The organism is Pseudoalteromonas nigrifaciens (genome assembly GCF_002221505.1).
GTDB classification, from domain to species: domain Bacteria; phylum Pseudomonadota; class Gammaproteobacteria; order Enterobacterales; family Alteromonadaceae; genus Pseudoalteromonas; species Pseudoalteromonas nigrifaciens.
The window spans coordinates 2,107,212-2,132,439 of the sequence record NZ_CP011036.1 but is presented as its reverse complement, the minus strand read 5'-3'; the positions used below and the strand labels follow the sequence as shown (position 1 = coordinate 2,132,439).

General features: G+C 40.5%; 25 protein-coding genes and 1 pseudogene. 12 read left to right on the top strand and 14 right to left on the bottom strand.

The features are described from left to right. Position 1: 1 nt before the first annotated feature. Complete coding sequence (prpF, locus tag PNIG_RS10225) at positions 2-1,168, top strand: 2-methylaconitate cis-trans isomerase PrpF (RefSeq protein WP_041454466.1); 1,167 nt, start codon at positions 2-4, stop codon at positions 1,166-1,168. A gap of 91 nt (positions 1,169-1,259) precedes the next feature. On the opposite strand, the gene PNIG_RS10220 is transcribed toward prpF, so the two are convergent. Beyond that, positions 1,260-2,276 carry a LacI family DNA-binding transcriptional regulator gene (locus tag PNIG_RS10220; protein WP_089368424.1) on the bottom strand — a complete coding sequence of 339 codons (1,017 nt, stop codon included), beginning with the start codon at positions 2,274-2,276 and terminating at the stop codon, positions 1,260-1,262. A gap of 145 nt (positions 2,277-2,421) precedes the next feature. On the opposite strand from PNIG_RS10220, the gene PNIG_RS10215 reads away from it, so the two are divergent. Next, the gene (locus tag PNIG_RS10215; protein WP_011328446.1) at positions 2,422-3,465 is read left to right on the top strand and encodes a UDP-glucose--hexose-1-phosphate uridylyltransferase; all 1,044 of its coding nucleotides are present in this window, start codon (positions 2,422-2,424) and stop codon (positions 3,463-3,465) included. Beyond that, the gene (galK, locus tag PNIG_RS10210; RefSeq protein WP_089368423.1) at positions 3,465-4,649 is read left to right on the top strand and encodes a galactokinase; all 1,185 of its coding nucleotides are present in this window, start codon (positions 3,465-3,467) and stop codon (positions 4,647-4,649) included. The genes PNIG_RS10215 and galK overlap by 1 nt, the downstream gene beginning before the upstream one ends. Here galK and PNIG_RS10205 read toward each other — a convergent pair. Then, positions 4,636-5,604, bottom strand: a complete 969-nt coding sequence (locus PNIG_RS10205) for an IS30 family transposase (protein ID WP_089368422.1) — start codon at positions 5,602-5,604, stop codon at positions 4,636-4,638. The two genes, galK and PNIG_RS10205, sit on opposite strands and share 14 nt — an antisense overlap. A 145-nt stretch (positions 5,605-5,749) precedes the next feature. Between PNIG_RS10205 and PNIG_RS10200 the strand changes: the two genes are divergently transcribed. Then, positions 5,750-7,312: a sodium/sugar symporter gene (locus PNIG_RS10200; RefSeq protein WP_011328444.1), complete on the top strand. Its 1,563-nt coding sequence runs from the start codon at positions 5,750-5,752 to the stop codon at positions 7,310-7,312. A 135-nt stretch (positions 7,313-7,447) separates the two neighbouring features. Then, positions 7,448-8,422, top strand: a complete 975-nt coding sequence (locus PNIG_RS10195; RefSeq protein ID WP_089368421.1) for an aldose epimerase family protein — start codon at positions 7,448-7,450, stop codon at positions 8,420-8,422. Positions 8,423-8,481: 59 nt separating this feature from the next. On the opposite strand, the gene PNIG_RS10190 is transcribed toward PNIG_RS10195, so the two are convergent. The 11 genes from PNIG_RS10190 to PNIG_RS10140 all read right to left on the bottom strand — a co-directional run bounded on the left by PNIG_RS10190 (position 8,482) and on the right by PNIG_RS10140 (position 18,206). Then, positions 8,482-8,685, bottom strand: coding sequence for a hypothetical protein (locus PNIG_RS10190; RefSeq protein ID WP_011328442.1), 204 nt, complete (start codon positions 8,683-8,685; stop codon positions 8,482-8,484). A 106-nt stretch (positions 8,686-8,791) separates the two neighbouring features. Next, positions 8,792-10,279: a bifunctional 2-methylcitrate dehydratase/aconitate hydratase gene (locus PNIG_RS10185; protein ID WP_089368420.1), complete on the bottom strand. Its 1,488-nt coding sequence runs from the start codon at positions 10,277-10,279 to the stop codon at positions 8,792-8,794. 408 nt (positions 10,280-10,687) lie between these two features. Beyond that, on the bottom strand, positions 10,688-11,953 hold the full coding sequence (locus PNIG_RS10180; protein WP_089368419.1) for a RidA family protein: 1,266 nt from the start codon (positions 11,951-11,953) through the stop codon (positions 10,688-10,690). 188 nt (positions 11,954-12,141) lie between these two features. Further along, the gene (locus PNIG_RS10175; RefSeq protein ID WP_089368418.1) at positions 12,142-12,726 is read right to left on the bottom strand and encodes a HupE/UreJ family protein; all 585 of its coding nucleotides are present in this window, start codon (positions 12,724-12,726) and stop codon (positions 12,142-12,144) included. 59 nt (positions 12,727-12,785) lie between these two features. Beyond that, positions 12,786-13,424 carry an urease accessory protein UreG gene (gene ureG, locus PNIG_RS10170; RefSeq protein ID WP_089368417.1) on the bottom strand — a complete coding sequence of 213 codons (639 nt, stop codon included), beginning with the start codon at positions 13,422-13,424 and terminating at the stop codon, positions 12,786-12,788. 30 nt (positions 13,425-13,454) lie between these two features. Beyond that, the gene (locus PNIG_RS10165; RefSeq protein WP_041454462.1) at positions 13,455-14,162 is read right to left on the bottom strand and encodes an urease accessory protein UreF; all 708 of its coding nucleotides are present in this window, start codon (positions 14,160-14,162) and stop codon (positions 13,455-13,457) included. Beyond that, positions 14,152-14,664, bottom strand: a complete 513-nt coding sequence (ureE, locus tag PNIG_RS10160; protein ID WP_089368416.1) for an urease accessory protein UreE — start codon at positions 14,662-14,664, stop codon at positions 14,152-14,154. The genes PNIG_RS10165 and ureE overlap by 11 nt, the downstream gene beginning before the upstream one ends. A gap of 20 nt (positions 14,665-14,684) precedes the next feature. Then, entirely contained in the window at positions 14,685-16,388 is a 1,704-nt protein-coding gene (ureC, locus tag PNIG_RS10155) for an urease subunit alpha (protein WP_011328435.1), read from the bottom strand. After that, the gene (locus PNIG_RS10150; protein WP_011328434.1) at positions 16,388-16,720 is read right to left on the bottom strand and encodes an urease subunit beta; all 333 of its coding nucleotides are present in this window, start codon (positions 16,718-16,720) and stop codon (positions 16,388-16,390) included. The genes ureC and PNIG_RS10150 overlap by 1 nt, the downstream gene beginning before the upstream one ends. 11 nt (positions 16,721-16,731) lie before the next feature. Then, on the bottom strand, positions 16,732-17,034 hold the full coding sequence (gene ureA, locus PNIG_RS10145) for an urease subunit gamma (RefSeq protein WP_011328433.1): 303 nt from the start codon (positions 17,032-17,034) through the stop codon (positions 16,732-16,734). 263 nt (positions 17,035-17,297) lie between these two features. After that, positions 17,298-18,206, bottom strand: coding sequence for an urease accessory protein UreD (locus PNIG_RS10140; RefSeq protein WP_089368415.1), 909 nt, complete (start codon positions 18,204-18,206; stop codon positions 17,298-17,300). Positions 18,207-19,255: 1,049 nt separating this feature from the next. Between PNIG_RS10140 and PNIG_RS19950 the strand changes: the two genes are divergently transcribed. The 6 genes and pseudogenes from PNIG_RS19950 to PNIG_RS10115 form a co-directional block, all read left to right on the top strand. Continuing rightward, positions 19,256-19,423, top strand: coding sequence for a hypothetical protein (locus PNIG_RS19950; RefSeq protein ID WP_157696008.1), 168 nt, complete (start codon positions 19,256-19,258; stop codon positions 19,421-19,423). A 92-nt stretch (positions 19,424-19,515) separates the two neighbouring features. Next, the gene (locus PNIG_RS10135; RefSeq protein WP_089368414.1) at positions 19,516-20,403 is read left to right on the top strand and encodes a LysR family transcriptional regulator; all 888 of its coding nucleotides are present in this window, start codon (positions 19,516-19,518) and stop codon (positions 20,401-20,403) included. Positions 20,404-20,503: 100 nt separating this feature from the next. Further along, complete coding sequence (locus PNIG_RS10130; protein ID WP_086995358.1) at positions 20,504-21,199, top strand: pirin family protein; 696 nt, start codon at positions 20,504-20,506, stop codon at positions 21,197-21,199. Between the two features lies 1 nt (position 21,200). After that, a complete protein-coding gene (locus PNIG_RS10125; RefSeq protein WP_089368413.1) occupies positions 21,201-21,932 on the top strand; it encodes a sulfite exporter TauE/SafE family protein in 732 nt (243 codons plus the stop codon). 58 nt (positions 21,933-21,990) lie between these two features. Further along, a complete protein-coding gene (locus PNIG_RS10120; protein WP_217896478.1) occupies positions 21,991-22,614 on the top strand; it encodes a nitroreductase family protein in 624 nt (207 codons plus the stop codon). Between the two features lie 500 nt (positions 22,615-23,114). Continuing rightward, positions 23,115-23,513 (top strand): annotated as a pseudogene (locus PNIG_RS10115) (TonB-dependent receptor); the annotation flags it as partial. A gap of 65 nt (positions 23,514-23,578) precedes the next feature. Here the strand turns inward: PNIG_RS10115 and PNIG_RS10110 are convergent. Further along, on the bottom strand, positions 23,579-24,310 hold the full coding sequence (locus PNIG_RS10110) for a FadR/GntR family transcriptional regulator (protein WP_089368963.1): 732 nt from the start codon (positions 24,308-24,310) through the stop codon (positions 23,579-23,581). Between the two features lie 403 nt (positions 24,311-24,713). Here PNIG_RS10110 and PNIG_RS10105 point away from each other — a divergent pair, with 403 nt between their 5' ends. Beyond that, a complete protein-coding gene (locus PNIG_RS10105) occupies positions 24,714-25,157 on the top strand; it encodes a hypothetical protein (protein ID WP_089368412.1) in 444 nt (147 codons plus the stop codon). Positions 25,158-25,228 lie beyond the last annotated feature (71 nt).

Here is a 25,228-nt window from a genome sequence, read left to right as displayed (position 1 = left end):
TATGTTTAAACCACAAATTAAAGTACCTGCCACATACATGCGTGGCGGTACTAGTAAAGGGGTGTTTTTTAACCTTAGTGACTTGCCAAAGCCTGCCCAAGTGGCAGGTGAGGCACGTAATAACTTATTACTGCGCGTTATTGGCAGCCCAGATCCGTACGGCAAACAAACCGATGGTATGGGCGGTGCTACATCTAGCACCAGTAAAACGGTTATTTTAAGTAAAAGTGAGCAAGCCGATCACGATGTTGACTATTTATTTGGCCAAGTGGCAATAGATAAAGCATTTGTTGATTTTAGCGGCAACTGCGGTAATTTAACCGCAGCTGTCGGTGCTTTTGCTATTAGTAATGACTTGGTTGATAAAAGCCGTGTACCGGATAATGGCGTTGCAGTTGTACGTGTATGGCAAGCCAATATTAAAAAAAGCATTTTAGTGCATGTACCTATGACTAATGGCGAAGTACAAGAAACCGGTGACTTTGAGCTAGACGGCGTTACATTTGCAGCAGCTGAAGTAAAACTGGAATTTATTGACCCTGCAGATGGCGACGGCGCGTTATTTCCAACTGGCAATGTGGTAGATGATCTAGAAGTGCCAGGAGTAGGTACTTTAAAAGCGACGATGATCAACGCAGGCATTCCCACCATTTTTGTTAATGCAAGCGACATTGGTTATACCGGCACTGAATTGCAAGATGATATAAACGCAGATGCAGCAGCGCTTGAAAAGCTTGAAACCATTCGTGCCTATGGCGCAGTTAAAATGGGACTCATACAAAATATTGATGAGGCAGCAGCACGCCAACATACACCTAAAGTGGCATTTGTTGGTGCAGCACAAAATTACAAAGCGTCAAGCGGTAAGCAAATTAACGCCAGTGAAATTAACTTGTTAGTGCGCGCTATGTCTATGGGTAAATTACACCATGCAATGATGGGCACAGCAGCAGTAGCTATTGGTACCGCTGCGGCAATTGACGGTACGTTAGTTAATTTAGCCGCTGGTGGCGGGGCATTGAGTGAAGTTAACTTTGGTCACCCATCGGGCACCTTAAAAGTAGGCGCACACGCTACAAATACGGATGGTAACTGGCAAGTAACTAAAGCCAGTATGAGCCGCAGTGCACGGGTGCTTATGGAAGGCGTGGTAAGAGTACCGCAATAAAGCATTGTTTTAATTACGATTAAGTTATTTATAATTTATGCATAAGTTGATGCGGTAATACTTTAGGGTATTGCTCATCAACTTTTTTTGGTTATGGGCTATTTTTGATACTCGTTGACTCTCGTTTGACCAAGCGGGGTAAATATTTATGCTCACTGTGACTGACACTTTCAACTATTTCATTTTTAAAGTGTGTTAACGCCAACTGAGCTGCGTGCTGCGCCATTTTTTCAATGGGATAGTTTAAAGTGGTTAGTTTTGGCCTTGAATAACGTGCAATCAGCACATCATCAAAACCAATCACCGACACATCACCGGGTACTTTATAGCCATTATCTTCAAGTGTTGAAATAGCACCAATAGCCATAGCATCGTTATAAACAAAAATAGCGCTGAAGGGCTGCCCAGAGGCTAATAAGTTTTGCGCAGCGCTTTGTCCGCCTTGTAGGGTAGGCTCCGCGTATTTAATCAGCGCAGGGCTAATGGGGCTGCCTGCCATATTTAGTTCTGCCGAAAAGCCATTAAGGCGTAGCGCAGGATCTTCAATTTGATATTTACTGCTTATACAGGCAATGTTTTTATGTTTGAGCGTCATTAGATGGCGCGCTGCTATTTTTGCGCCTTCTTCGTTATCTAACCAAATACATTTATGTTTTATTTGCTCAATGTGTCTATTGATAAGCACTAAGCCGGGGAGTTTTTCACATAAAGTAATTAGTTCGCAGTCAGGAATTATTTTACTATGCATAACAACAGTTTGGCAGCGGCGTTCAAGTAATAAATTGATAGCAGCGCGTTCAGATTCTACACTTTGTCCTGCGGTACTTAACAACAATTGCATATTATTTTCGCGGGCTACTTTATCTACCCCGCTGGCTAATGATGCAAAAAATGGGTCGGTAAGTTCGGGGATCACCACGCCTATGGTCATGCTTTTTCGGGTTACTAAAGCACGTGCATTAGCATTGGGCGTGTAGCCAAGCTCTTGCATTACTTTATTTACTTTTTCTATGGTTGCCTTACTTACTTTAGGGCCATTATTAATTACACGAGATACCGAGGCGATAGACACGCCTGCAATTCTGGCTACATCTTTTATTGTTGTCATTGGCGGGTAATCGTTTTCTACATCCTGTTAATAATAAAATTTACACTATTTAACGTGGGCTGTATATGTTGATTTTTTAGGTTGCAAATAGCGGGGTAAGCGTTTACCCTTTTCGGTTTTATCATAAACCACATTTGAGATATTTATGGATACAATTTTTGACCCAACTGAGCATCCACATCGTCGCTACAATCCATTGATTGATGAGTGGGTGTTAGTTTCACCGCATCGTGCCAAACGACCTTGGCAGGGACAAGTTGAAACTCTCGATGAAGACGTTAGAGAAAGTCATGATGAAAGCTGTTTTTTATGTGCTGGTAATACCCGCATAAACGGTGAAGTTAATGACAACTATAAAAAAACTTATGTGTTTACTAATGACTTTGCAGCTCTGAAAATTGATACTCCAGAATTTAAAACAGACGATCCGCTATTTAAAATGGCCACAGAGCAAGGCGAAAGTCGTGTTATTTGCTTCTCTCCAGATCACAGCAAAACCTTACCGCAACTTAGTATTAGCGCTATTACCGACATTGTTAAAACGTGGCAAAGCCAGTGCTTAGAGTTAGGCGAAAAGTATAACTGGGTGCAGGTATTCGAAAACAAAGGGGCGATGATGGGGTGCTCAAATCCGCATCCGCATGGCCAAATTTGGTCGCAGCAGCAATTACCTACTTTGGTAAATAAAAAACAACATGCGCTGAGCGACTATGCTAAAAAATATAACAGTAACTTATTACTTGATTACGCTCAGCGTGAAGCGCAGTCGGGCGAGCGTGTTGTTGTTAAAAATGAAGATTGGCTGGTGGTTGTACCGTACTGGGCAGGCTGGCCATTTGAAACCTTATTATTACCGCGTTTTGCGTTAACACGTATGGTCGACTTAACCCCAGAACAAGCGGTAACTCTAGCCGATGCATTAAAACAAATTACCACTAAATACGACAATTTATTTAATTGTTCGTTCCCATATTCTATGGGCTGGCACGGCGCGCCTTATGATGGGCAAGAGCATAGTGAATGGCAGCTTCATGCAAGCTTTTTTCCACCATTATTACGCTCAGCTACTGTGCGTAAATTTATGGTGGGTTACGAAATGATGGCTGAATCACAACGTGATTTAACCCCAGAGCAAGCAGCACAAAGATTACGTGATGTACCAAACGTACATTATAAGGAGGCTAAGTAATGCCAAGAACTACAATGCTTATTAGCCAATTTGAACAACATTTTAATTGCCCGCCAGAACAGCTATTTCATGCACCTGGGCGCGTTAACCTCATTGGTGAACACACAGATTATAATGATGGTTTTGTGCTACCTGCTGCGATTAATTTTGGCACCGACATTGCTGCAAAAGCACGAGCTGATCGCAACATTAACGTCTTAGCAATTGATTGTAACAGCGAAACCAATAGTTTTAGCCTAGATAAAATAGAATTTAGCCAACAACAAATGTGGGTTAATTATATTCGCGGCACACTGCAAGCATTAATGCAAAGCTATCCAAATATTAGTGGCGCCGACTTAGTGGTATCGGGAAATGTGCCACAAGGTACAGGTTTGAGTTCATCAGCTAGTTTTGAAATTGCTCTTTTAAAAACGTTTGCAACATTAAACAATATTCCGCTCGATGGTGTTAAAGCGGCACTTATGGGACAAAGTGCTGAAAATAATTTTGTCGGCTGTAATTGCGGCATTATGGATCAATTAATTTCATCGATGGGCAAGCAAGGGCATGCCATGTTGCTCGATTGCAGAAGTTTAACCTTTGAATATGCTGTGATTCCAAAGGGAATGTCGTTAGTTATTGTTAACTCTAATGTTAAAAGAGGGCTGGTCGACAGCGAATACAATACCCGACGCGAGCAATGCGAAGCTGCAGCAAAGCACTTTAATAAACCGGCATTGCGCGATGTTACTCTTGAGGAACTAGAAGCAGAGCAAGCTAATTTACCGCCATTAATATATAAGCGCGCTAAACATATAGTCACTGAAAATACCCGTACCGAACTAGCTCTCAAAGCGCTAAACGTCAATGATATGGTAACTATGAGCCAACTTATGGCACAATCGCACCTATCAATGAAAAATGATTTTGATATTACTACCTCTCAAATAGACTTTTTAGTGGATATTACTGCTCAAGTTTTAGGCGAACAAGGCGGCGTGCGTATGACCGGTGGTGGTTTTGGTGGTTGTATCGTTGCTTTAACACCGGATCATTTAGTTGAGCAAGTACGTAACACTATTGACACACATTATTATGCAAAAACAGGGCTTCAAGCAGACGTTTACGTATGCCTGGCTTCTCAAGGTGCTTTTAGTAACGCGGATTCAAATCTGAAGTGCATAACGTTTAGGCGGCTTTAGCCGCCAAGTGATCCTGCATCAATTTTGCAGGCGTTTCAAATCCAAGTGTCTTCCTCGGACGATTATTAAGTTGCTCAAGTACTGGTATAACTTGCGCTGGTGTTACCGCCTTAAAATCTGTGCTCTTCGGCCAATACTGACGTAGTAATCCATTCGTGTTTTCATTCAATCCGCGCTCCCATGAGTGATAAGGGTGAGCAAAATAAACAGGAACACTTAAAGCGTCTGTGATTTGCTCGTGATAAGCGAACTCTTTTCCATTGTCAGCCGTGATGCTATGAAGCGCTGACCTATATGGCCTTAATAGTTCTATCGTCGCCGTAGTGACGGCTTCCGCTGTTTTTCCTGCCACCTGAGTTGATACAGTGAATTGGGTAACCCGCTCTACAATGGTAACAAGGGCGCCTCGATGACCTTTGCCTATGACGGTATCTATTTCCCAATCTCCGATACGACCTTTCTCATCAACTATTTGTGGGCGCTCTTCAATGCTAACGCGATTTTTTATTTGCCCTCGGTTTGTTTTACCATGACTGCGCTTGTGATATTTCTTACCGTGTCGGCGCAGATGTAGGTATAACTCACCACCTGCTTTTTTATCTTCCCAGATATACAGATAAATGCATTCATGGCTGACAGACAGTTCACTTTCTTTGCGTAACCATCCCGTTATTTGTTCAGGACTCCACTTCTCATTAAGCTTCTGGGTAATTAAAGCTATCATTTCAGGTGTCATCTTAAGCGGTTTTCTTACACTTCTTCGACGAAACAAAGCCCGCTCATGAGCTTGTTTGTGTCTGTAACCTCGCTTACCTGTATTTCTAGAAAGCTCTCTTGAAATCGTAGATTGCGATAAATTAGTTAGCTCAGCAATACTTTGTTGCGTAAAACCACTTTTCTTTAGAACGGCGATCTGGCATCTTTGCGCATAGGTCAGTTGTTTGTAATGTCTCATTGTAAAATCTCTTGCCGGAGAAAAAGCAGTTAGCTTATGAGCAACTGACCACTTTATCTAGCCAAAACAAGTTATGCACTTACAATTTGAATCTAGGTAATTAATAAAACACAATAAAAATCAATAAGACAACAAGGTTAAAGTTATGAAATTACAACCGCTCGACATTGCCATATTTTTTACTTATGTGGTGGGGTTATTAGTACTCGCGCTGTGGATCTCGCGAGAGGAGAAAGGTGCCAGTAAAAATACTGAAGACTACTTTCTTGCTAGTAAAGCACTGCCTTGGTGGGCAATTGGTGCATCATTAATTGCTTCAAATATATCGGCAGAACAAATTATTGGCATGTCTGGTTCGGGCTATGCGATTGGTTTAGCTATTGCATCTTATGAGTGGATGGCAGCAATTACCTTAATTATTGTAGGTAAATATATGCTGCCGATATTTCTTAAAAATGAAATATTTACTATGCCGCAATATTTAGAGCAACGCTTTGATAGCAAAGTTAAAACAGTGTTAGCGCTGTTTTGGCTAGCGGTATATGTATTTGTAAATTTAACCGCTGTTTTATGGCTTGGTGGTTTAGCAATAGAAACCGTTGCCGGTGTTGACTGGATGTACGGAATGATCTTTTTAGCCTTATTTTCAGTCGCTTATTCACTTTATGGTGGTTTGAAAGCCGTTGCTTATACCGATATTTTACAAGTAGTACTGCTGGTATTTGGTGGCTTGTTTTTAAGTTACTTAGCACTAGATGCAGTGGCAGATGGCGATGGGATAATAGCAGGTTTTGGTGTTTTAACTGAGCAGCTACCTAACCACTTTGATATGATTTTAAGCCCAGATAGCCCGCATTATATGAGTTTACCTGGTTTATCAGTATTAATTGGTGGCCTGTGGATAATGAACATTAGCTACTGGGGATTTAATCAATATATTATTCAGCGCGCACTTGCCGCTAAAAACCTTAAAGAAGCACAAAAAGGTATTGCCTTTGCTGCCTATTTAAAATTATTAATGCCAGTAATTGTAGTGTTGCCAGGTATTGCTGCGGTTGTTTTATACCCGCAACTTACCACGCCAGATCAAGCGTATCCGTCTATGATGGCGTTAATGCCAACAGGTATTAAAGGTCTTATTTTTGCTGCATTAGTGGCGGCAATTGTTTCATCACTTGCCTCTATGACTAACAGTATTTCAACTATTTTCACTATGGATATTTACAGCAAGTTAAAACCAGGTAAATCACAAAAACATTATGTATTTATAGGCCGCTCAGCTGCATTAATATCTTTAGCTATAGCCTTGGTTGTGGCAGAGCCATTATTAGGTAAGTTCGATCAAGCGTTTCAATATATTCAAGAATTCACCGGTTTCTTTACTCCAGGTATTGTAGTGATTTTTGTAATGGGTATGTTTTGGTCAAAAGCCAGTTCAGCGGGTGCGTTAGCTGCGGCAATTGGCTCGGCTGTATTCTCAATCCTGTTAAAAGTTTACTGGGTAGCGCTGCCATTTATGGACAGAGTAGGCTTAGTATTTTTACTGTGTTTAGCATTGTGTGTAATTGTATCATTAGCTAAGCCAGATAAAGGCCAAGACAGTAGCGTTAGCCTAGACGATGTTAACTTTAAAACCTCAAGCAACTTCAACATAGCGGCATTGGGTGTAGTTATCATCTTAATCGCTTTGTATACTACTTGGTGGTAATGCAGAATGCTTACTAAGTGAGTATGACAGCCATAGCTATCTGCTCACGTGTTTAACGCAAAATATAGTGAATCAAAGCAGCTTAGGTTGCTTTGATTTTTTTGTGTTCTAATAGACATAACAAGAAAACAGTAAATGAATCAATTACACAGTTATATATTAAGCAATGAGCAAGGCATGCGGGTCGAAATATTAAATTATGGCGCGCGGGTTAAATCTATTTTATTTCCGGTAAACGATACACCCACAGAAATGACAGTCGGGTATGTCGATAGCAGTCGTTATTTAACCGATACTTATTATTTAGGTGCTACCTGTGGTCGCGTTGCTAATCGTATTAGTGGTGCTAGTTTTGAGCTTGAAGGTGAGCAATATTTACTGAGTAAAAATGATGGTGAAAATTGCTTACATGGCGGTGCGGATAACTTTTCTCTGCGTTTTTGGCAAGTGCAATCGAGTACTGCCAACGAAGTGATTTTGAGCTTAAGCTCAGAAGATGGCGACCAAGGTTTTCCTGGCAAGGTTGAAATGCAAATACGTTATCATTTATCACATGATAATAAGTTGACTATGAGTTTTAGCGCAACCACAAATAAAGCAACCCCTATTAACGCTACTAATCATTGCTACTTTAATTTAGGTGAGCAAAATTGCTTGCCACTCACGTTACAAATAAATGCGGCCAGCTATTTAGAGCGTGACAATAACAGCTTACCAACTGGTAGAGTGTTAAGTGTCAAAAATAGTGACTTTTGTTTTGACCAACCGGTTATTATTGGCCAGCGTCTGCAGTCAGCTCAGCACCCACAACTAACAGGACCAACAGGGTTTGATCATTGTTTTGTTATAAATCAGCCACAAGCAAACAAAGCTGCAGCGGTATTAAGCTCATTACGCAATAAAGTTAAAATGTCGTTGTACACCGACCAAGCATCTATACAGCTTTATACTGGTGCATTTTTAGCCGCACCATTAAGCCCTGATCAGGGAGTGTGTTTAGAAGCTCAAAATTATAGCGATGCAGTAAACTTTCCAGATTTTGAAAACTCAATACTAAAGCCGGGCGAAGTTTATAATAAATATATTAGCTATCACTTTGAAAATATTTAAATAAAGCTGTGCTAATAGATAGCACAGCTTTATTCGCTATTTAGTATAAGGGCTATGAGCTATTTTTTAACGGGAATATCTTCGAGTATCTTTAAAATAGCCTGATTACTGTTTAATTTGGCTAAATCGATTAGGTAACTTTTTTCAAGATCTTGCATAGGTTGCTTTGTTAATAGCGCTTTTACTGACTCTTCTTCTGCATTTACTATGGCGGTTTTTAACGCTGCAAAGTTTGCGATACTGTGTTCATTTTGCTCAGTCATATTAAATCCTCTTATTGGCGCGAGTTGTGACTTTTAAAGTTATGGCCTTAACTACTTGGCCATATAATTAAATCTACGCGCTTTCATAAACCAGCCAGCGGTGTACTTACTCAATAACAAATAAGTCCATAAAGCTATTTACAGGCATGGCCTCAAGCGCTGTTTGATTTTTACAAAGCGTGAAAATAGTGTGGCATTGTTTATTCTCAAAGCGGGATGCTAAATTAGCTTTAAATTTTTGCTCCAATAGTGGTATCCCTTCCTCACGACGGCGACGATGACCCACAGGGTATTCTATAACTATGTCCTCGGTGCTACTGCCATCTTTAAAGAAAACCTGAATAGCATTGGCGATAGAGCGTTTATCATCCTCTAAATATTCTTTGGTAAAGCGTGCATCTTCTACAATGTGAATTTTGTTGCGCAGCTCATCAATAATCGGGTGTGCGTTATGAAATTCGTCTTCGTAATGATCAGCGGTTAAATTGCCAAATATTAACGGCACTGCAATCATGTATTGTAAACAATGATCGCGATCGGCTGCGTTATCAAGGGAACCCGTTTTTGAAATAATACGAATGGCCGACTCGTGAGTACGCACAACAATTTTATCAATATCGGCTAGCCGATCTTTTACCTGAGGATGTAAAATAACCGACGCTTCAGCGGCTGTTTGGGCATGAAACTCAGCAGGAAACGATATTTTAAATAAAATATTTTCCATAACATAACTGCCGTAGCCTTGGGTGAATAAAAACTGCCGTTCGGCCTCAGGTTTAAGTGCTTGGTCTTTGTTGGTTTTAGAAAAAGAGACATCATAAAACCCCCATTGCGGGGCTGTTAACACGCTTGGAATGCCCATTTCACCACGCATAGATATATCAGCTAAATGAACGGCTCGGGAAGTTGCATCGCCAGCAGCCCATGATTTACGAGAGCCTGCATTGGGTGCATGCCTATAGGTGCGCAGCGCTGAGCCATCTACCCAAGCTTGTGATATAGCGGCCATAATTTGTTGTTTATTGCCGCCCATCATTTTAGTGGCAACCGCAGTAGATGCAACCCGTACTAATAATACGTGGCATAAACCTACCCGATTAAACGAATTTTTTAGCGCTATTACGCCTTGAATTTCATGCGCCATGATCATGGCTTCTAGCACTTCGCGCATTTTTAAAGGTTGTTCACCCTTGCTCAGTCTCACTTGGGATAGATGATCAGCAACGGCTAAAATAGCACCTAAGTTATCTGACGGATGACCCCATTCGGCGGCCAACCAAGTATCGTTATAATCGAGCCAGCGAATAATGCAGCCAATATCCCATGCCGCTTTTACAGGGTCGAGTACCAAAGATGTGCCCGGTACACGTGCACCATTAGGCACAATAGTACCTGCTACTATAGGGCCGAGGAGTTTGCTGCATTCAGGAAATCGCAGCGCTAATAGCCCACACCCTAAAGTGTCTATTAAACAGTTACGGGCAGTATTGAGTGCTTCCTTGCTGCTTACTTTATAATTTAATACATAATCAGCTATATCTTGTATTACATGGTCGTAATCAGGGCGATTATTAATATCTACATTATTACTCATTTTTTATCCTTATTCGTTTAATGTTAACGATTAGAATGTGCACTGAGTATTTAATACATATTTATTAAACACTTTTATTTTTAACTAGTTTACGTTTCAACCATAGCACGAGGCGTTACCAGCTAATAGGGAAGCAGGTAAACATAATGTCGTATATTTAAAATACACTTATGACTAGGTGAAATTATTATGTACACAGAAATATTGGGCGCTTTTGTATTAAATATTGTGTAATCTGTATTTAATTACCTAAATTCAAGATAATAGTGGAGACGCAAAAATTAAAAAGGGCAGCGTAGAGATCCGAGTGGATTTTGCGCTGCCCTTATTTATGCAAACTTAACGTTTAAAGTCATGTTTGTATTTAGTTGGTGATTAATCACCATTGCTTATAAACCCAGTTTACAATTATAACTTAGGTGGCGTACCTTCAGCGTTAGACACTACCGCATCAATTTGTACTAGCGCGTTCATAGGGATAGCTGATACGCCTACCACAGTTCTTGCTGGCAAATCACCTTTAAAGAAGCTGGCGTACACTTTATCAATAGCGGCAATATCGCTAATGTTTTTAACTTGAATGTTAACTTTTACAAGGTCGTCCATAACATGATCAATACTCTCTACAATGGCTTTAATATTGTTTAAGCACTGTGTTGCTTGTGTTGTTACGTCATCAGCTACAAGATTAGCCGTTTTTGCATCAATGGGTAATTGTGCTGAAATATGGTTGTAGTGCGAAAACGCCACTGTTTGTGTAGATAGAGCATTAATGGGGGCATTTTTGGTATTACTTGCTCTAATAATAATGCCGTGTCTGTCCTCAACTGCTTGTGGTGGTGTGCCATCACCATGGGATATAACTGCATCAATTTGTACTAAAGCATCCATAGGCAGTGCTGCAACAACCATGGTTGATCTAGCTGGTACGTAAGCTACAGCTCTGGCAATAGCTGAGTCTGGAAAAAAGGTTGTATAAATTTCGTTTATTGCGTCAATATCTGCCGGATTTTTAACAAATATATTTACCTTAACTATGTCGTCAAAGGGTACGTCAATACTCTCTAAAATAGCTTTAATATTGCTTAAACACTGTTTAGTTTGATTTTTTATACCACCTGTTACTATTTCTCCCGATTTAGGATCGACAGGTAACTGAGCAGAAATATTATTGTAATGAGAAAAAGCAACCGTATGCGTAGACACTGAGCATGTAGGTGCATTTTTGCTATTTTTTGCTACTTTAATTAAATCGCAAGGTGCTTGCGGTGTAGTACCTTCGCCATTAGAGATAAGCGCATCCATTTGTACTAATGCACCCTCTAGCGGTAAAGCTGCCACGGCAACTGTTGTGCGTGTTGGTAAGTAGTCTTGGAAGAAACTAGCGTATACGTCGTTTACAGCATCAATATCTGTGATGTTTTTTAAAAACACATTAATTTTAATCACATCGTCCATAACATGATCAATACTTTCAATAACCGCTTTAATATTTGTTAAACACTGTTTTGCCTGTGTTTTTATATCATCAGCTACAATGTTACCGCTTTTAGGAGCAATCGGTAATTGTGCTGAAATATTATTGTAATGTGAAAAAGCAACTGTTTGTGTAGCTACAGTGCTGCTTGGTGCATTATTGGTGTTTCTTGAAAGCTTTATGATTGTGCCGCTCATCTTGATATTTCTCCTAGCTGAGATAGTTTTAATGAGGTTAAAATTAACCACATTAAAAGTGGGTTTATTCTCGCAGACTATCTAGCTGCTGCTCGATAGTCATTGATTTGAAGGTAAGGGTAACCATAGCATCAACTATGTTAGCGACAGTAAAGCTACCCTAATGGGGATAATAAATTCAGTTGCTATTAGCCAACTGCCAATACGCCACCAATTACAGCAACAACACCGCCAAGTGCACGGGTAGCGCGGTTATCAGCTTTTAGCATAAGTGTGCCTAAACCACGACCAATAAAGGTGATAGCTAAAGTAGCAACAACAAAGCCTGCCATGTAGCTCAATATACTTGCGCCTTCAGCCATTTCTGCACCGTGGGCATAACCATGTGTAAGCATAAATAAAGCGACTAAGCTTGCGCCTAATACGGTTGGTAATTTAGCCATAGTGGCAATTAAAATACCGGCTAGTAATACGGTCATTGCAATACCGGTTTCAACGCCTGCAAAGCTTAAGCCACTCCAAGCAAGGGCCGCACCTAAAACCATGCCGCCAACTACAAATAATGGCGCGCCGCGTTTCATTGCTGTGCTTTGGCGAATACTCCAAAAGCCAATTGCTGCCATTGCTAATAAGTGGTCAATACCCATCAGTGGATGTAACAAGCCACTAAGAAAACCGTTATGGGTTTCAACGCCATGACCAGGGTGGGCTAAAGCTGCAGTAGCTGTTAGCATTAGGCCTAATCCCATCAGTAATTTGGTCATTATTTTCATACTATTCTCCGTTTATATTTTTTACTATTGAATTGTGTTTTGATTAAAAATTGTGTTGCTTAATTAATACTATTTGGCTTGCCAGGTCGGCGTTCAGGTAACATGCCTTGCTTTAAAATAAAGCTGATGATTTCTTCTAAGCCAACACCATCGTAAAGGTTAGCAAAAACGAAAGGGCGTTCACCGCGCATTTTTTTCGAGTCACGTTCCATTACCTCTAACGAAGCATGTACATATTCTGCGATATCAATTTTATTAATTATTAATAAGTCAGACTTAGTGATACCTGGGCCACCTTTACGTGGAATTTTGTCGCCAGCAGACACGTCAATCACATAAAGTGTTAAATCAGAAAGCTCTGGGCTGAAAGTAGCTGATAAGTTATCGCCGCCAGATTCAACCAGTACTATTTCTAAATTGGGGTGGCGTGCTTGTAAGTCGTCAATCGCAGCTAAGTTCATAGAAGCATCTTCACGAATTGCCGTATGTGGGCAACCACCTGTTTCTACTCCTAAAATACGGTCCGCTGGGAGTGCGTCGTGTTTAAGTAAAAAGTCAGCATCTTCGCGGGTATAAATATCGTTTGTAACCACAGCGATATCATAGTGATCTTTCAATGCTTTACATAATTGACGTAATAAAGCTGTTTTGCCAGAGCCAACTGGGCCGCCAACGCCGATTCGTAAACAATGTGTCATTGCTGTTTTCCTTGTGTATATAGAAGCGTATTAGCTTCGAAATAATCTTGAATATTGTGTTTCGTGCTGTGCACTACCAAGCGCTAAGCCAGGCATAATTGGCCCAAGTTGGTCGTCGGCTAATGCTAATGCAGTGTCGATTGCGATAACCATTTTAGGCCGTAATTGCTCAATTAAACGCTGCGCTGCAGTATGGCCAAGCGGCATTGCTTTACAGGCAACCGCCAGTTGGTTTTCTAACCAGCCCCAAACAAACCCGAGTAAGCTTTGGCGTACTGGAATTTGTCGCTGCTGCGCTAACCAGGCAAAAACGGTGACATAACCTGGGTCTTGCGGTAATGCTGCATGACCTTGCTCGATTTGTGGCTGTAACTGTAAACTGTTGAGCAAACGCATCAGAGCTAAGCCTAAGCGGGTATCTTCATCGCTTAATTCGGCAGTTTCACGATTTGCATGTAGCCAGTCGTTCCAGTAGCTTAAACCTTCGCTGTCGCTTTTAGCCCAGCAGTTTTGTAGCCGAGCAAGTACCGGTAATTCGCAGCGCGTTAAACCGTCGTCAAGCACACCTTCTAACCATTCGCCAAGTTGTTGCTCATTAGTAACCCAGCCAAGTTCAAACGCGCTTTCTAACCCCTGAGACCAAGCAAAAGCACCAATTGGCAGCGCCGGGCTGATCAATTGCATCAAGCCCAATAATGCCAGATCACTGCTTTGTGTTGGCTCAGTATTAGTGTGCATGAGTATGACCATCGGCATGTGAATGTTCATGGGAGTGAGCATGCGATTGCTCACGACCCGCGTGTGCATATGCACCTGATTCTGGATCAAACGGTGCTTGATGGTGCGTTAATTGCGCGCCTAAAAGTACCGCTAACTCTTCTAATACATGATCTGGCGGAAAACGTATCCAATGGCGACCATCAGTATCAACGCCAATTGCAAGTGACACATGGCGGTTACCTAAGTGGTAACATAAACGTGCCAAAGGCAAGCCGTTTTCTATGTATGCAGTGGTAACCGGCTCATCGGCAGCGCTTATACTAAATACTTCGCCGCTGCTGGCACGCAGTAAATCGCCATTTCGTAGCACTGGGCCACGGTCAAGAAATAAACCAACATCATGACCATTGTCAGTCACTGCTTTTAGGCGACCACGAATACGTAACTCGTATGGCAAGGTGAGGGTATCGAACACAGCATCTTGTGTGTTGCTATCTATTCTTTTTGTTAATTCAAACATCTAATTGTCCTAAAAATGGATTAAAACAAATGGTAGCGCTGGGCTAACGGTAATTCAGTTGCAGGTTCGCAGGTAAGTAATACACCGTCAGCGTGAACCTCATACGTTTGCGGATCTACCGTTAATACTGGGCAAGCATCATTGAGCTTCATATCGCATTTACGCACTTGTCGCACATTTTTACAGGCCACAAGCTGGCTTTTCAAACCGAGCTTTTCTTCAAGCCCAGTATTCATAGCAGCTTGGCTTACAAAGGTCATACGTGTTGCACTTACTGCTTTACCTAATGCACCAAACATACGGCGGTAATGTACCGGTTGTGGTGTAGAAATAGCTGCGTTTGGATCGCCCATTGCCGCACCTGCAATCATGCCGCCTTTTAATATAATTGACGGTTTAACCCCAAAAAATGGCGGTTTCCACAGTACTAAATCTGCAAATTTACCTACTTCGATTGAGCCTACTTCATGGCTTATACCGTGAGTAATGGCTGGGTTAATAGTGTATTTGGCAATGTAACGTTTTGCGCGAAAGTTATCGGCGCCCAGTGCTTCATCTTCTGGTAATAAACCACGTTGCACGCGCATTTTATGAGCGGTTTGCCACGTACGACACACTACTTCGCCAATGCGACCCATGGCTTGCGAGTCAGAGGACATCATCGAAATAACGCCCATATCATGAAGAATATCTTCGGCCGCAATTGTTTCACGGCGAATACGTGAGTCGGCAAAGGCTACATCTTCAGGAATGTTAGGGTCGAGGTGATGACAACCCATCAACATATCAAGGTGCTCATCCACGGTATTAATAGTGTATGGGCGAGTCGGGTTAGTTGACGACGGCAACACATTAGGCATAGCACAAGCAACAATAATATCAGGGGCGTGGCCACCACCGGCACCTTCGGTATGATAGGTGTGGATACAACGATCTTTAAATGCCTCTAAAGTATCTTGCACGAAACCAGATTCATTGAGGCTATCAGCATGAATGGCAACTTGAATGTCGTAGCGATCGGCAACATCTAAAGCATTGCTAATAGAAGCGGGTGCTGCGCCCCAATCTTCATGAATTTTTAAACTCATAGCGCCGGCTTTAATTTGTTGCTCAAGTGCTTCGGGAGTACTTGCGCTGCCTTTACCTAGAAAACCAATATTAATCGGTAAATCGTCCACGGCTTGCATCATTTTGCCTAAATGCCATGGCCCCGGTGTATGTGTTGTAGCTACTGAGCCTGTTGCTGGGCCAGTGCCGCCGCCAATCATGGTGGTTAGGCCACTCATGAGCGCTTCGTCAACTTGTTGTGGGCAAATATAGTGCACGTGGGTATCAACTCCACCGGCGGTCAAAATTTGACCTTCACCGGCAATAATTTCGGTACCTGGGCCAATAATAATGTCTATATCGGGCTGTGTATCAGGGTTGCCAGATTTGCCAATAGCAGCAATGCGGCCATTTTTTAAACCCACGTCGGCTTTAATAATGCCCCACCAGTCGATAATCACTGCGTTAGTGATAACCGTGTCCATAACGGCGTCATCACAGCGTTGGCTTTGACCCATGCCATCACGAATAACTTTACCGCCACCAAATTTTACTTCTTCACCATAATGGGTATGGTCGTGTTCTATTTCGACCCATAATTCGGTATCACCTAAACGAATTCTATCACCCGTGGTTGGGCCATACATGTCAGCATAGGCTTGACGAGATATTTTCATTACACGCTCTCCTGTTTAGGTTTATTGTCTAAAGGTCCCATTACTTCACCACGAAAACCGTAAAGACGACGTAAACCTGAATAGGGGATCAAAGATACTTCACGGGTTTGTCCTGGTTCAAAGCGAATTGCTAAACCAGCAGCAATAGCTAAGCGATAACCATAGGCTTGCTCGCGATCAAAACTCAGTGCTGGGTTACTTTCGGCAAAGTGGTAATGAGAGCCAACCTGTACAGGTCGATCCCCTTTATTAGCAACATTAATGGTGATGCTTTTACGGCCAACACACAGTTCAATATCGCCACTTTTTAGTTGATATTCACCTGGAATCATAACGAACTTCCTTAAACTATAGGGTTATGCACAGTGACCAGTTTGGTACCGTCAGGAAACGTTGCTTCTACTTGTACGTCTTGAATCATCTCAGCAATGCCTTCCATTACATCGTCGCGGGTCAACATTTCACGACCCAATGCCATCATTTCTGCCACTGTGCGCCCTTCGCGCGCACCTTCCATAATAGCGCAGGTGATTAGAGCAATTGCTTCTGGGTAATTTAGTTTTAGCCCTTTGGCTTTGCGTCGCTCTGCAAGTAAACCTGCAGTGAATAACATTAATTTATCTTTATCTCTGGGTGTTAATTCCATCGCTAACTCCATAGTCCTCGATGTTGTTATATTAATTACCTATGACTAATTGGCACAGGTAGTGTGTTCGCCTAAGCAAAAGCTAAGACGATATGTTTAAAATATCGGTACAGTTTTCTTCAGCCAAGAGGCTAATCATAAGCAATAACTAGGCTCTGCTTATAATTAACACCTTGGTAAATAATAGTGTTTAATTAATCACCTAAAGAGCATAGGCGATAGAATTATTGTTGTTATTTTTAGCCATGACAAACAGTTAAAAATTAGGTTAACCAAATCCGTGGTATGGTGGCTTGATGTCCGCTTAATAGCGGGCGAAGTATGTTGCGTACCTGTTCAAATAATTTCCATACTTGGTTACGTTCGTGCCCTAAATAGCGCACTAATAAAACGTCACGGCGGTAGGTAGCGGCCCAATTATTACTGGGCGGTAGTTGTTCACGCAGTGCAGCAATAGCTGCTGCTGGATCGTTTAAGCCAACAGTCCAAAATGTGCCATGTACGGTAGCACCACCTTGGCCCCATTTACCGTTAAATCTAGGGTGAGTGGGGTCTAAATTTTGACGCTCTAACCACAATGGCTTACCGTCTTGGGTTAACTTAAAACGCTGCTCAATACAGCCAGTAGCAAAGGGCAAATCACTGGCAGGGCGACCAAGGCCTAGTATTTCCCAGCCTAGGCACTTAGCTGTTTTAGCCAGTTCAATGTTAAATACTTGCAGCCCACGAGAGCCATCAAAGGCGAGGGTTTCTTGCGGCAACCACTCTAAAATGGCGTTGTCATCCACTTTTAAATTAGTAGTTTGGCTCCATGCAACCCCGTTGCTGTCGGCTTTATAAAGCTTATTGGCAGCAGGTGTGGTAATTAAACTATGCGCACCTTTAGTGAGCGAAATATTGATATTGAGCGCATCGCCACTCACAACCCCACCGGGCGGATGCAGTAAATACACGTGACAGCAACCATCTTTGCCTTCAGGGTAAAAAGGTCTTTGTACACGTAATGGACCATAATGACGAGCAATATTCATGCGCGTAACACGTGTATCGCCGCTGTTTTGAGCACAGAAGCCGAGCGTTAAAGAAGCCGCCCAGTGGCGATTGGCATCAAAGCTATGCCCAGATTTAGCGTCTGCCCGATGTGCTACGGGCATGGAGGAAAGTGTCATCATTCCAACATATACCTTTTATATAGGCCCAGCAGTGCACCTTTCGCTAAATTTATGGCTTTTCTGACGCGCAGGGGTATAGCCTTAAGATAGCAAAATCTTTAAGAACGTCCACATGTGTGGATTCGGTCAAATTGACGGAGTTGGCTTGTTAGCCTTCGCCGGATGTCAGTATGCGGGCAATTAATTGCCTGAAATTGCAAAACTGATGAAGATAAACTTCGAATACATATCAGGGTGTGTATCTACTTCCCGCAAATAGAGTCTGTTAAAGCTCAAATCATAGGGCGTGTAGAGTTGTGAGGAAATAACTATGTTCTAGCTAGATGTTAGCTGAGGAAAATAAATTGTCCAGAAAAAAATTAATAAAATTGCATTTTTTCAATGTGTTTAACTATTTGTTGTTATTTATTAATTAGATACGAGCTTTTACTGTTGGTACAAAATATGTACCAAAGGTTAAAGTTGATTAAAATAACGCCTGTTTAAGCATTAGTACAATGCTGTACTAGCGGTTTCTAAGCTTTGGATTAGTATAAATATTAAGCCTTTGAGGGTAAAAAACACAAGCTCAGAAATAGCAATTAATGCAAATATACTTTTGCGCTAGCGTACTATTTTAGTGTTAAAATTATATTTTAGCTTAAAATACAGGCAGCTTAATAAGTTAAATTCCCTGTATGCTATGAATTATCTTTGCGATAAAACGGGCTAAATTATTTGCTGTTTTGTGCTGCAGCACTATTTACAAGTTATAGGTATAAACATTTATATAGGTATATACGTTTTAACCTAAAAATAAGACCCTAATTTAAAAGTAAGAATAAAAAACGATTATGTAAATTACCTGCATCTTTTGTGTAATTGCAATGACGTGCCACATTCTCAAAGAGAGAATGGTGCGGGCTAAAGTAACGCTATTCATTAATTAAATAAGAACAAAGGATGTTGGCTTTCGTTAAACTACAATATGAATTATAGATAATCGACTGTATATAAAATCAAAATAACATACGTTTATTTTTATAAAGCAACTTAAGAGGATGTTTATTATGGCTAAAGTGCTTAAAGCGAAAGAGCATGATATTGGTGGGTTAAATGTAAAACGCGTTTTACCTCATCAAGAAAAACGCATGGTAGGTCCATTTGTTTTCTTTGACCAAATGGGGCCAAATAACTTCCCTGAGATCCGAATAAAACTCACACCTATTTATGCATAATAACTAGGTGTGGGTTGCTCAAACTTAACTTGTCTGAAGATAATCTGCAGAATTAACAACAAAAATAAAATATAAAGCAATAAGAGGTAATCATGCTTAGAGTCACACTAGAGCAATGGCGAATGTTTCGCTCTGTGGTGCAATTTGGTGGCTTTAATCAAGCCTCACAAGGAATTCATAAAAGCCAGTCAAGTATTCATAATGCGGTGGGTAAAATAGAAAGCTCGCTCGATGTTAAGTTATTTGAAATTGAAGGGCGAAAAACTGTTTTGACTCAAGCAGGTGAGCTAATGCTTAAGCGCGCCAACTTTTTGCTTGATGAAGCCGCTAAGCTGGAAATAGTGGGTCATACTCTTGGTCAAGGCACAGAAGGGAGCCTAAAAATTGCAGTTGATGAAATGTTTCCACAAGCAAGGCTGTATAAAGTGCTTGATACTGTTTCTGCCCAATACCCAATGCTGCAAATTGAGTTGGTGGAGTCGGTACTGAGTGGGGCAAGCGAACTGATTGAGAATGCTGATGTAGATATTGCTATTTCACCGGTTGCATTAACAGAAGGTTTTAGTGAGCAACTTTGCCAAATAGACTTTATTGCAGTTGCTAATCCAGATCACACATTACATTCTTTGGGGAGAGATTTAACCGCAGAGGATTTAAAAAGTCATCGTCAAATTGTAGTGCGCGACTCAGGTATGCATCGTAAAAGTGATGCAGGCTGGTTAGGTGCTAACCAGCGCTGGACGGTGAGTCATTTACGTACTTCTATTGATATGATCTGCAGTGGTTTAGGTTTTGCTTGGCTACCTTTAACTTCTATTAAAAATGAACTAGCACAGGGCAAACTCAAAACACTCCCTTTGCAACATAACAGCAAGCGCTCTATGCAGTTGCATTTAATCTTTAAAGATGGCGACAGCTTAGGTCCAGCAGCCAGAGCTTTTTTAGCTGAACTAAGATATCAATGTGAAGAACTACAATAAACATTCTTTTAAATCGAATGATTGATACTAAAACAGCTAATTTTAATCGTATAAACACAGTAGTAAACTGGCTTCATTGAAATAGATGAAGGAATTTATAATGAAATATATAAGAAAGTCACAAGAGCGCGGCTCGGTCGATCTTGGTTGGTTGCAAAGCAAACATAGTTTTTCTTTTGGCAGTTACTACGATCCAAAACATATGGGTGTTTCAGCACTGCGCGTAATAAACGACGACATGGTTATGCCAGGTAAAGGTTTTGGGACGCACGGGCACCGCGATATGGAAATTATTTCGTATGTTATGCAAGGCGCATTAAAGCATGAGGACAGTGAAGGCAATAAGCACACTGTACCGGCAGGCGACGTACAACGTATGAGTGCGGGCAGTGGCGTAATGCATTCAGAATATAATGCATCTAACACTGACCAAGTTAAGTTTTTACAAATTTGGATACAGCCCAATAAAATGGGAATTAAACCAAGTTATGAGCAAAAAAGTATTGCGCAAAATGGTCCACTAACGCCATTACTTACACCAGAGGGCGGCGAAAATGCATTGTCAATTAATCAAGATGCAAGCTTGTCACGCTTAGTTTTAAACGTGCAACAAACGTTTATGCTGGCCTCGGGTAAGCAAATTGGTTACCTGCACATTGTAAAAGGTAGCGTAATGGTTGATGGTAAAGAATTTGCTGCAGGTGATGCCTTTGCGGTTGACCCCGCGACAGAGTTAAACCTTGAAGCAACAGCTGAACTTGAAGCTTTATGGTTTGAATTACCGGCGGATTTCTAGTATGGATATTACAACACTTGTTTTAATAGCAGCTGTTGTTGTGTTAATCGGTGTTTCAAAATCAGCATTTGCAGGGGCATTAGGCGTGTTTGCCGTGCCGCTGCTAATGCTAAAATTGCCAGCAGCGCAAGCCATTGCACTGATGCTGCCACTATTAATTATTGGCGACATGTTAAGCGTAAGAAGTTACTGGCGAAAATGGGACAATCAACTATTTCTGCCCCTAATTCCTGGGGCAATAGTAGGTGTGCTCATTGCTTATTTAATTATAGACGTTATTAATGCAAAGCACTTACGCTTGATAATCGCCTTAATATGTATTGTTTTTTCAATTAAAAATATTTTCTTTAAAAAAAGCTCGCTTAAAATTCTCAATAATAAAATTGGCGCGGGGATAATGTCCATGTTCTCCGGTATTACCAGCAGTTTAGTGCATGCGGGTGGGCCACCCATTATTATTTATTTCACAGCGATAGGGCTTACTCCGGGTAAGTTTGTTGCTACCGCGGCGATATTTTTCGCAATGATGAATGTAATAAAACTTATTGCAGCTTTATCGTTCGGCTTGTTAACGGGTGAGACAATTTTAACTGCACTGGCCTTTTTCCCACTGGCATTTGTAGGTAATTGGTTAGGGGTAAAAATTAATGAAGTACTGGATAAAGTGTTATTTTTAAAGATAATGAATTATTTATTGTTAGTGCTCGGTTTTTGGTTACTTTTAGGTAAGTAACTGTAAATAGATTAGTTTTTTAATTACTTAAATATTTGAACAACCACAGGAGATACTCATGTCTGAATTGAAAATGTCAAACTTAAAAGATCTACAACAATTAGCACAGAAGCGTCGCTCTATCTATGCTCTAAGCGATCAGTTGCCAGTTTCTAACGAAGAAGTAGTTAAGCTTGTTGAGCACGCGGTTTTGCATACGCCATCAGCTTTTAACTCACAATCGGCACGTATCGTCGTTTTGTTTGGTGATGAGCATCACAAACTGTGGGACATTACTGAAGAAACGCTTAGAGTTATCGTTGGTGACGACGAAAAATTTCAAGGTACTAAAAATAAAATTGCAGGCTTTAGAGCCGGTGCAGGTACGGTATTGTTCTTCGAGGACAAAGCCGTAGTAAGAAACATGCAAGAAGCTGCACCTTTGTATGCTGACAAATTTCCAATTTGGGCACAACAAAGCAGCGCTATGCATCAGTATGCGATTTGGACAGCATTGGCTAGCTTAGATATTGGTGCCAACCTGCAACATTATAATCCAGTTATCGATCAAAAAGTTGCAGATGAGTGGAACATAGCTGCAGACTGGGAATTAAATGCACAAATGGTATTTGGCGCTATCGATCAGCCAGCAGGCGACAAGGAGTTTAAACCGGTTGAAGAACGTATGAAAGTATTTGGTTAATACACTTACTTTAATATAATTTAACCAATGAAACCGTTTTGATATATTTCTAGCGGTTTCATTTTTTATAAGTAACCAATTAATCTAACATTGATTTAAACAACAGCCAAAGCGTTTAACTTTAACATTTGTAATGTTAAAGTATGACTTACTTTCTTAGTGAATAAATCAGAATACCCGCCATAGCACCTAATACCTAATACCTAGCAATAGCATTCAGTATAAAATGATAAGCACTACTTCGCTTTGTAACCTCTACTTAGCTTATATTTTTAAATTAGCAATTTATAGCTTCAATAATCAAACGCTTGGCAATATAGCTTTATCCTATAAAAACAATACCGTGGCTTTCATAGTTGCTTAGGTATAGTTAGTTTAAGTCATTGTTTTCATTTCTTATTAAATTAAATTTAGGTTTATTATATCTGTAAGAAAGCGCATCTAACCGGCATAGCTTTTCTGAGAGCTTTGTTAAATTTAATTAATATTAGTTCCTTAAATTATTAGGCGACACGTATGAAACTGATGTAGATGGAAATTCAACTCAACTGCAAGCAGGTATTATTCCACCAGCTTCAGTACCTGGCTTCTCTAAGCATGTATTTAGTAGCCAGTTGTACTAGCAAATTGGTGGATTCGATACCGCGGTTATTTACAAATACCGTAGCGAATACTTCCAACCTTACACATCTAATGGTACTCGCTTACGTTATGTTGACGGGGTAGGAGTGTGGGAAATGCGCGCATCTTATAAAATTAATGAGCACATTAGAATTAAAGCAGAGGCAATTAACTTATTTAGTGCACCTAAATCACAAGACTACTTTGTTGAGGGTAACCTAGGTGAAGTGAATGACTACGGGCCACGCTTATTCTTAGGTATGAGCTTTAAGTTCTAATTTAAAGCAATTAACACACAAAAGGCTCTAATTTAGAGCCTTTTTTATTTGGTGAACAAACTAACTTAGTGGGTTAAATGGGTAATAGAATACAATCCACGCGTTTCATCTGTTTTACGTTTTATCTCTTCAAGCGCTTTAGCTTCACTGGCTGCAAATAATGCATTAATTAATCGGTTAAAGTGGTTATGCATTGCTTTTCTTGCTGCTGATGAGTCATGCGATGCAATTGCTTCGTATATAGCAGTGTGTTCTTGTATTCGTTGCTCGTTACTTTGCGAACAAACATCTTCATGAGCCGAGATAATTTCAGGTTCGGTTAATCTCAACTTCCAAAGATTATTAATTGTTAAAACAATAGCGTTATTACGGGTTGATTGCGCAATAATTTCATGAAAACGTTGATCGGCTGAATTCGCGGTTTCAGCAATGCGCATGTCATCAAGTGTTTGTTTTAACAACGCCAACTCTTCACTTTGTATCGTTGCAGCAGACAGTGCTGCAGCCTCGGCTTCAACCAAAGCACGGGCTTGAGTTAGCTCAAATGCACTAATTGGTTTAGCGAAGCTTTCTGACTTTTTAGTGTCAGTAACAAAAACACCAGATCCCGTTTTTACTTCAACGCGCTCTCTAACTTCAAGTGCAATAATTGCCTCGCGTATAGTCGGGCGGCTTACTTGGTGAATTTCGGCTAACTCACGCTCTGCTGGTAACCGTGTACCTACAGGATAAATACCTTGAGCTATCGCGGCTTCTAATTTTTCAACAATTGTCCAAAAACGTCTGCGCCTTTTCATTTTCATATCCTCTGATTTAAATTGTTGTAAATTCATAATGTTGCCACAATAGAAAATTAATAAGGCTACTTTACGCCTACTTTGTAATCGTAAGTTAATTGGTAATTTTATAATACTAATTGGTAAGATAACTCCCTTCAAGAAGCTTGTCAAATTGGCTTCACTTTTCATGTAAGGTATTGATATACATTTCTCTATTGATAAATACCTAGCGTATTATTGCAAACAAAAACGCATTTATTAATCAATCTTATTTACAAATAAATCTAAGGCATAATGCTGTGGTTTGAGGTAGCCTATTCAACACTTTAAAAATGCATTTATAAGCAATTAAAAATTTAGCGATTAAATACATGGTTTATTTAAAGCCATGAGTTAAATATATAAATAAAAGGAGTTTAGTATGAAAAGTTATAAAGCGTTCCCGCTTGAAGTTAAAAATGACATAACAGAGTCAATTAAAAGTCAGTTTGGTGATACTTTTTCAAATGATTTAATTTTAACCTTTATTCGGGTAATGGAAGAGTCAACATTTGTTGAAGTTGACTTTGCGGATTTATTAGCATTTTTAGCCGAGTGTAAACATGGTTTTAAAACCTTTTCTAATCAAGATACGTTAACTGAATTTGTTAAATCAAATCAGTACACACCAAAGGCTTTATTTGGGCATAAAAAGTTGCTTGAAAACTCCGAGACTAATTTTATGGATGACTTTTCTGATAGTGTAAATAAGCTTAAACAGCTTGTAGCAAATGATGGCTTTTTATATGTGTCGGCTGGCTTTAATCAAGACTTAAGTGAGCAGAAAAACGGTTTTGAATTTTTTATGATTAGCTGTCATGAATAGAGAAGGTTAATTATGTAGTGGAACTGGTATAAGGGAGAATATATAAGTGCATTATTTAAATGGGTTATATA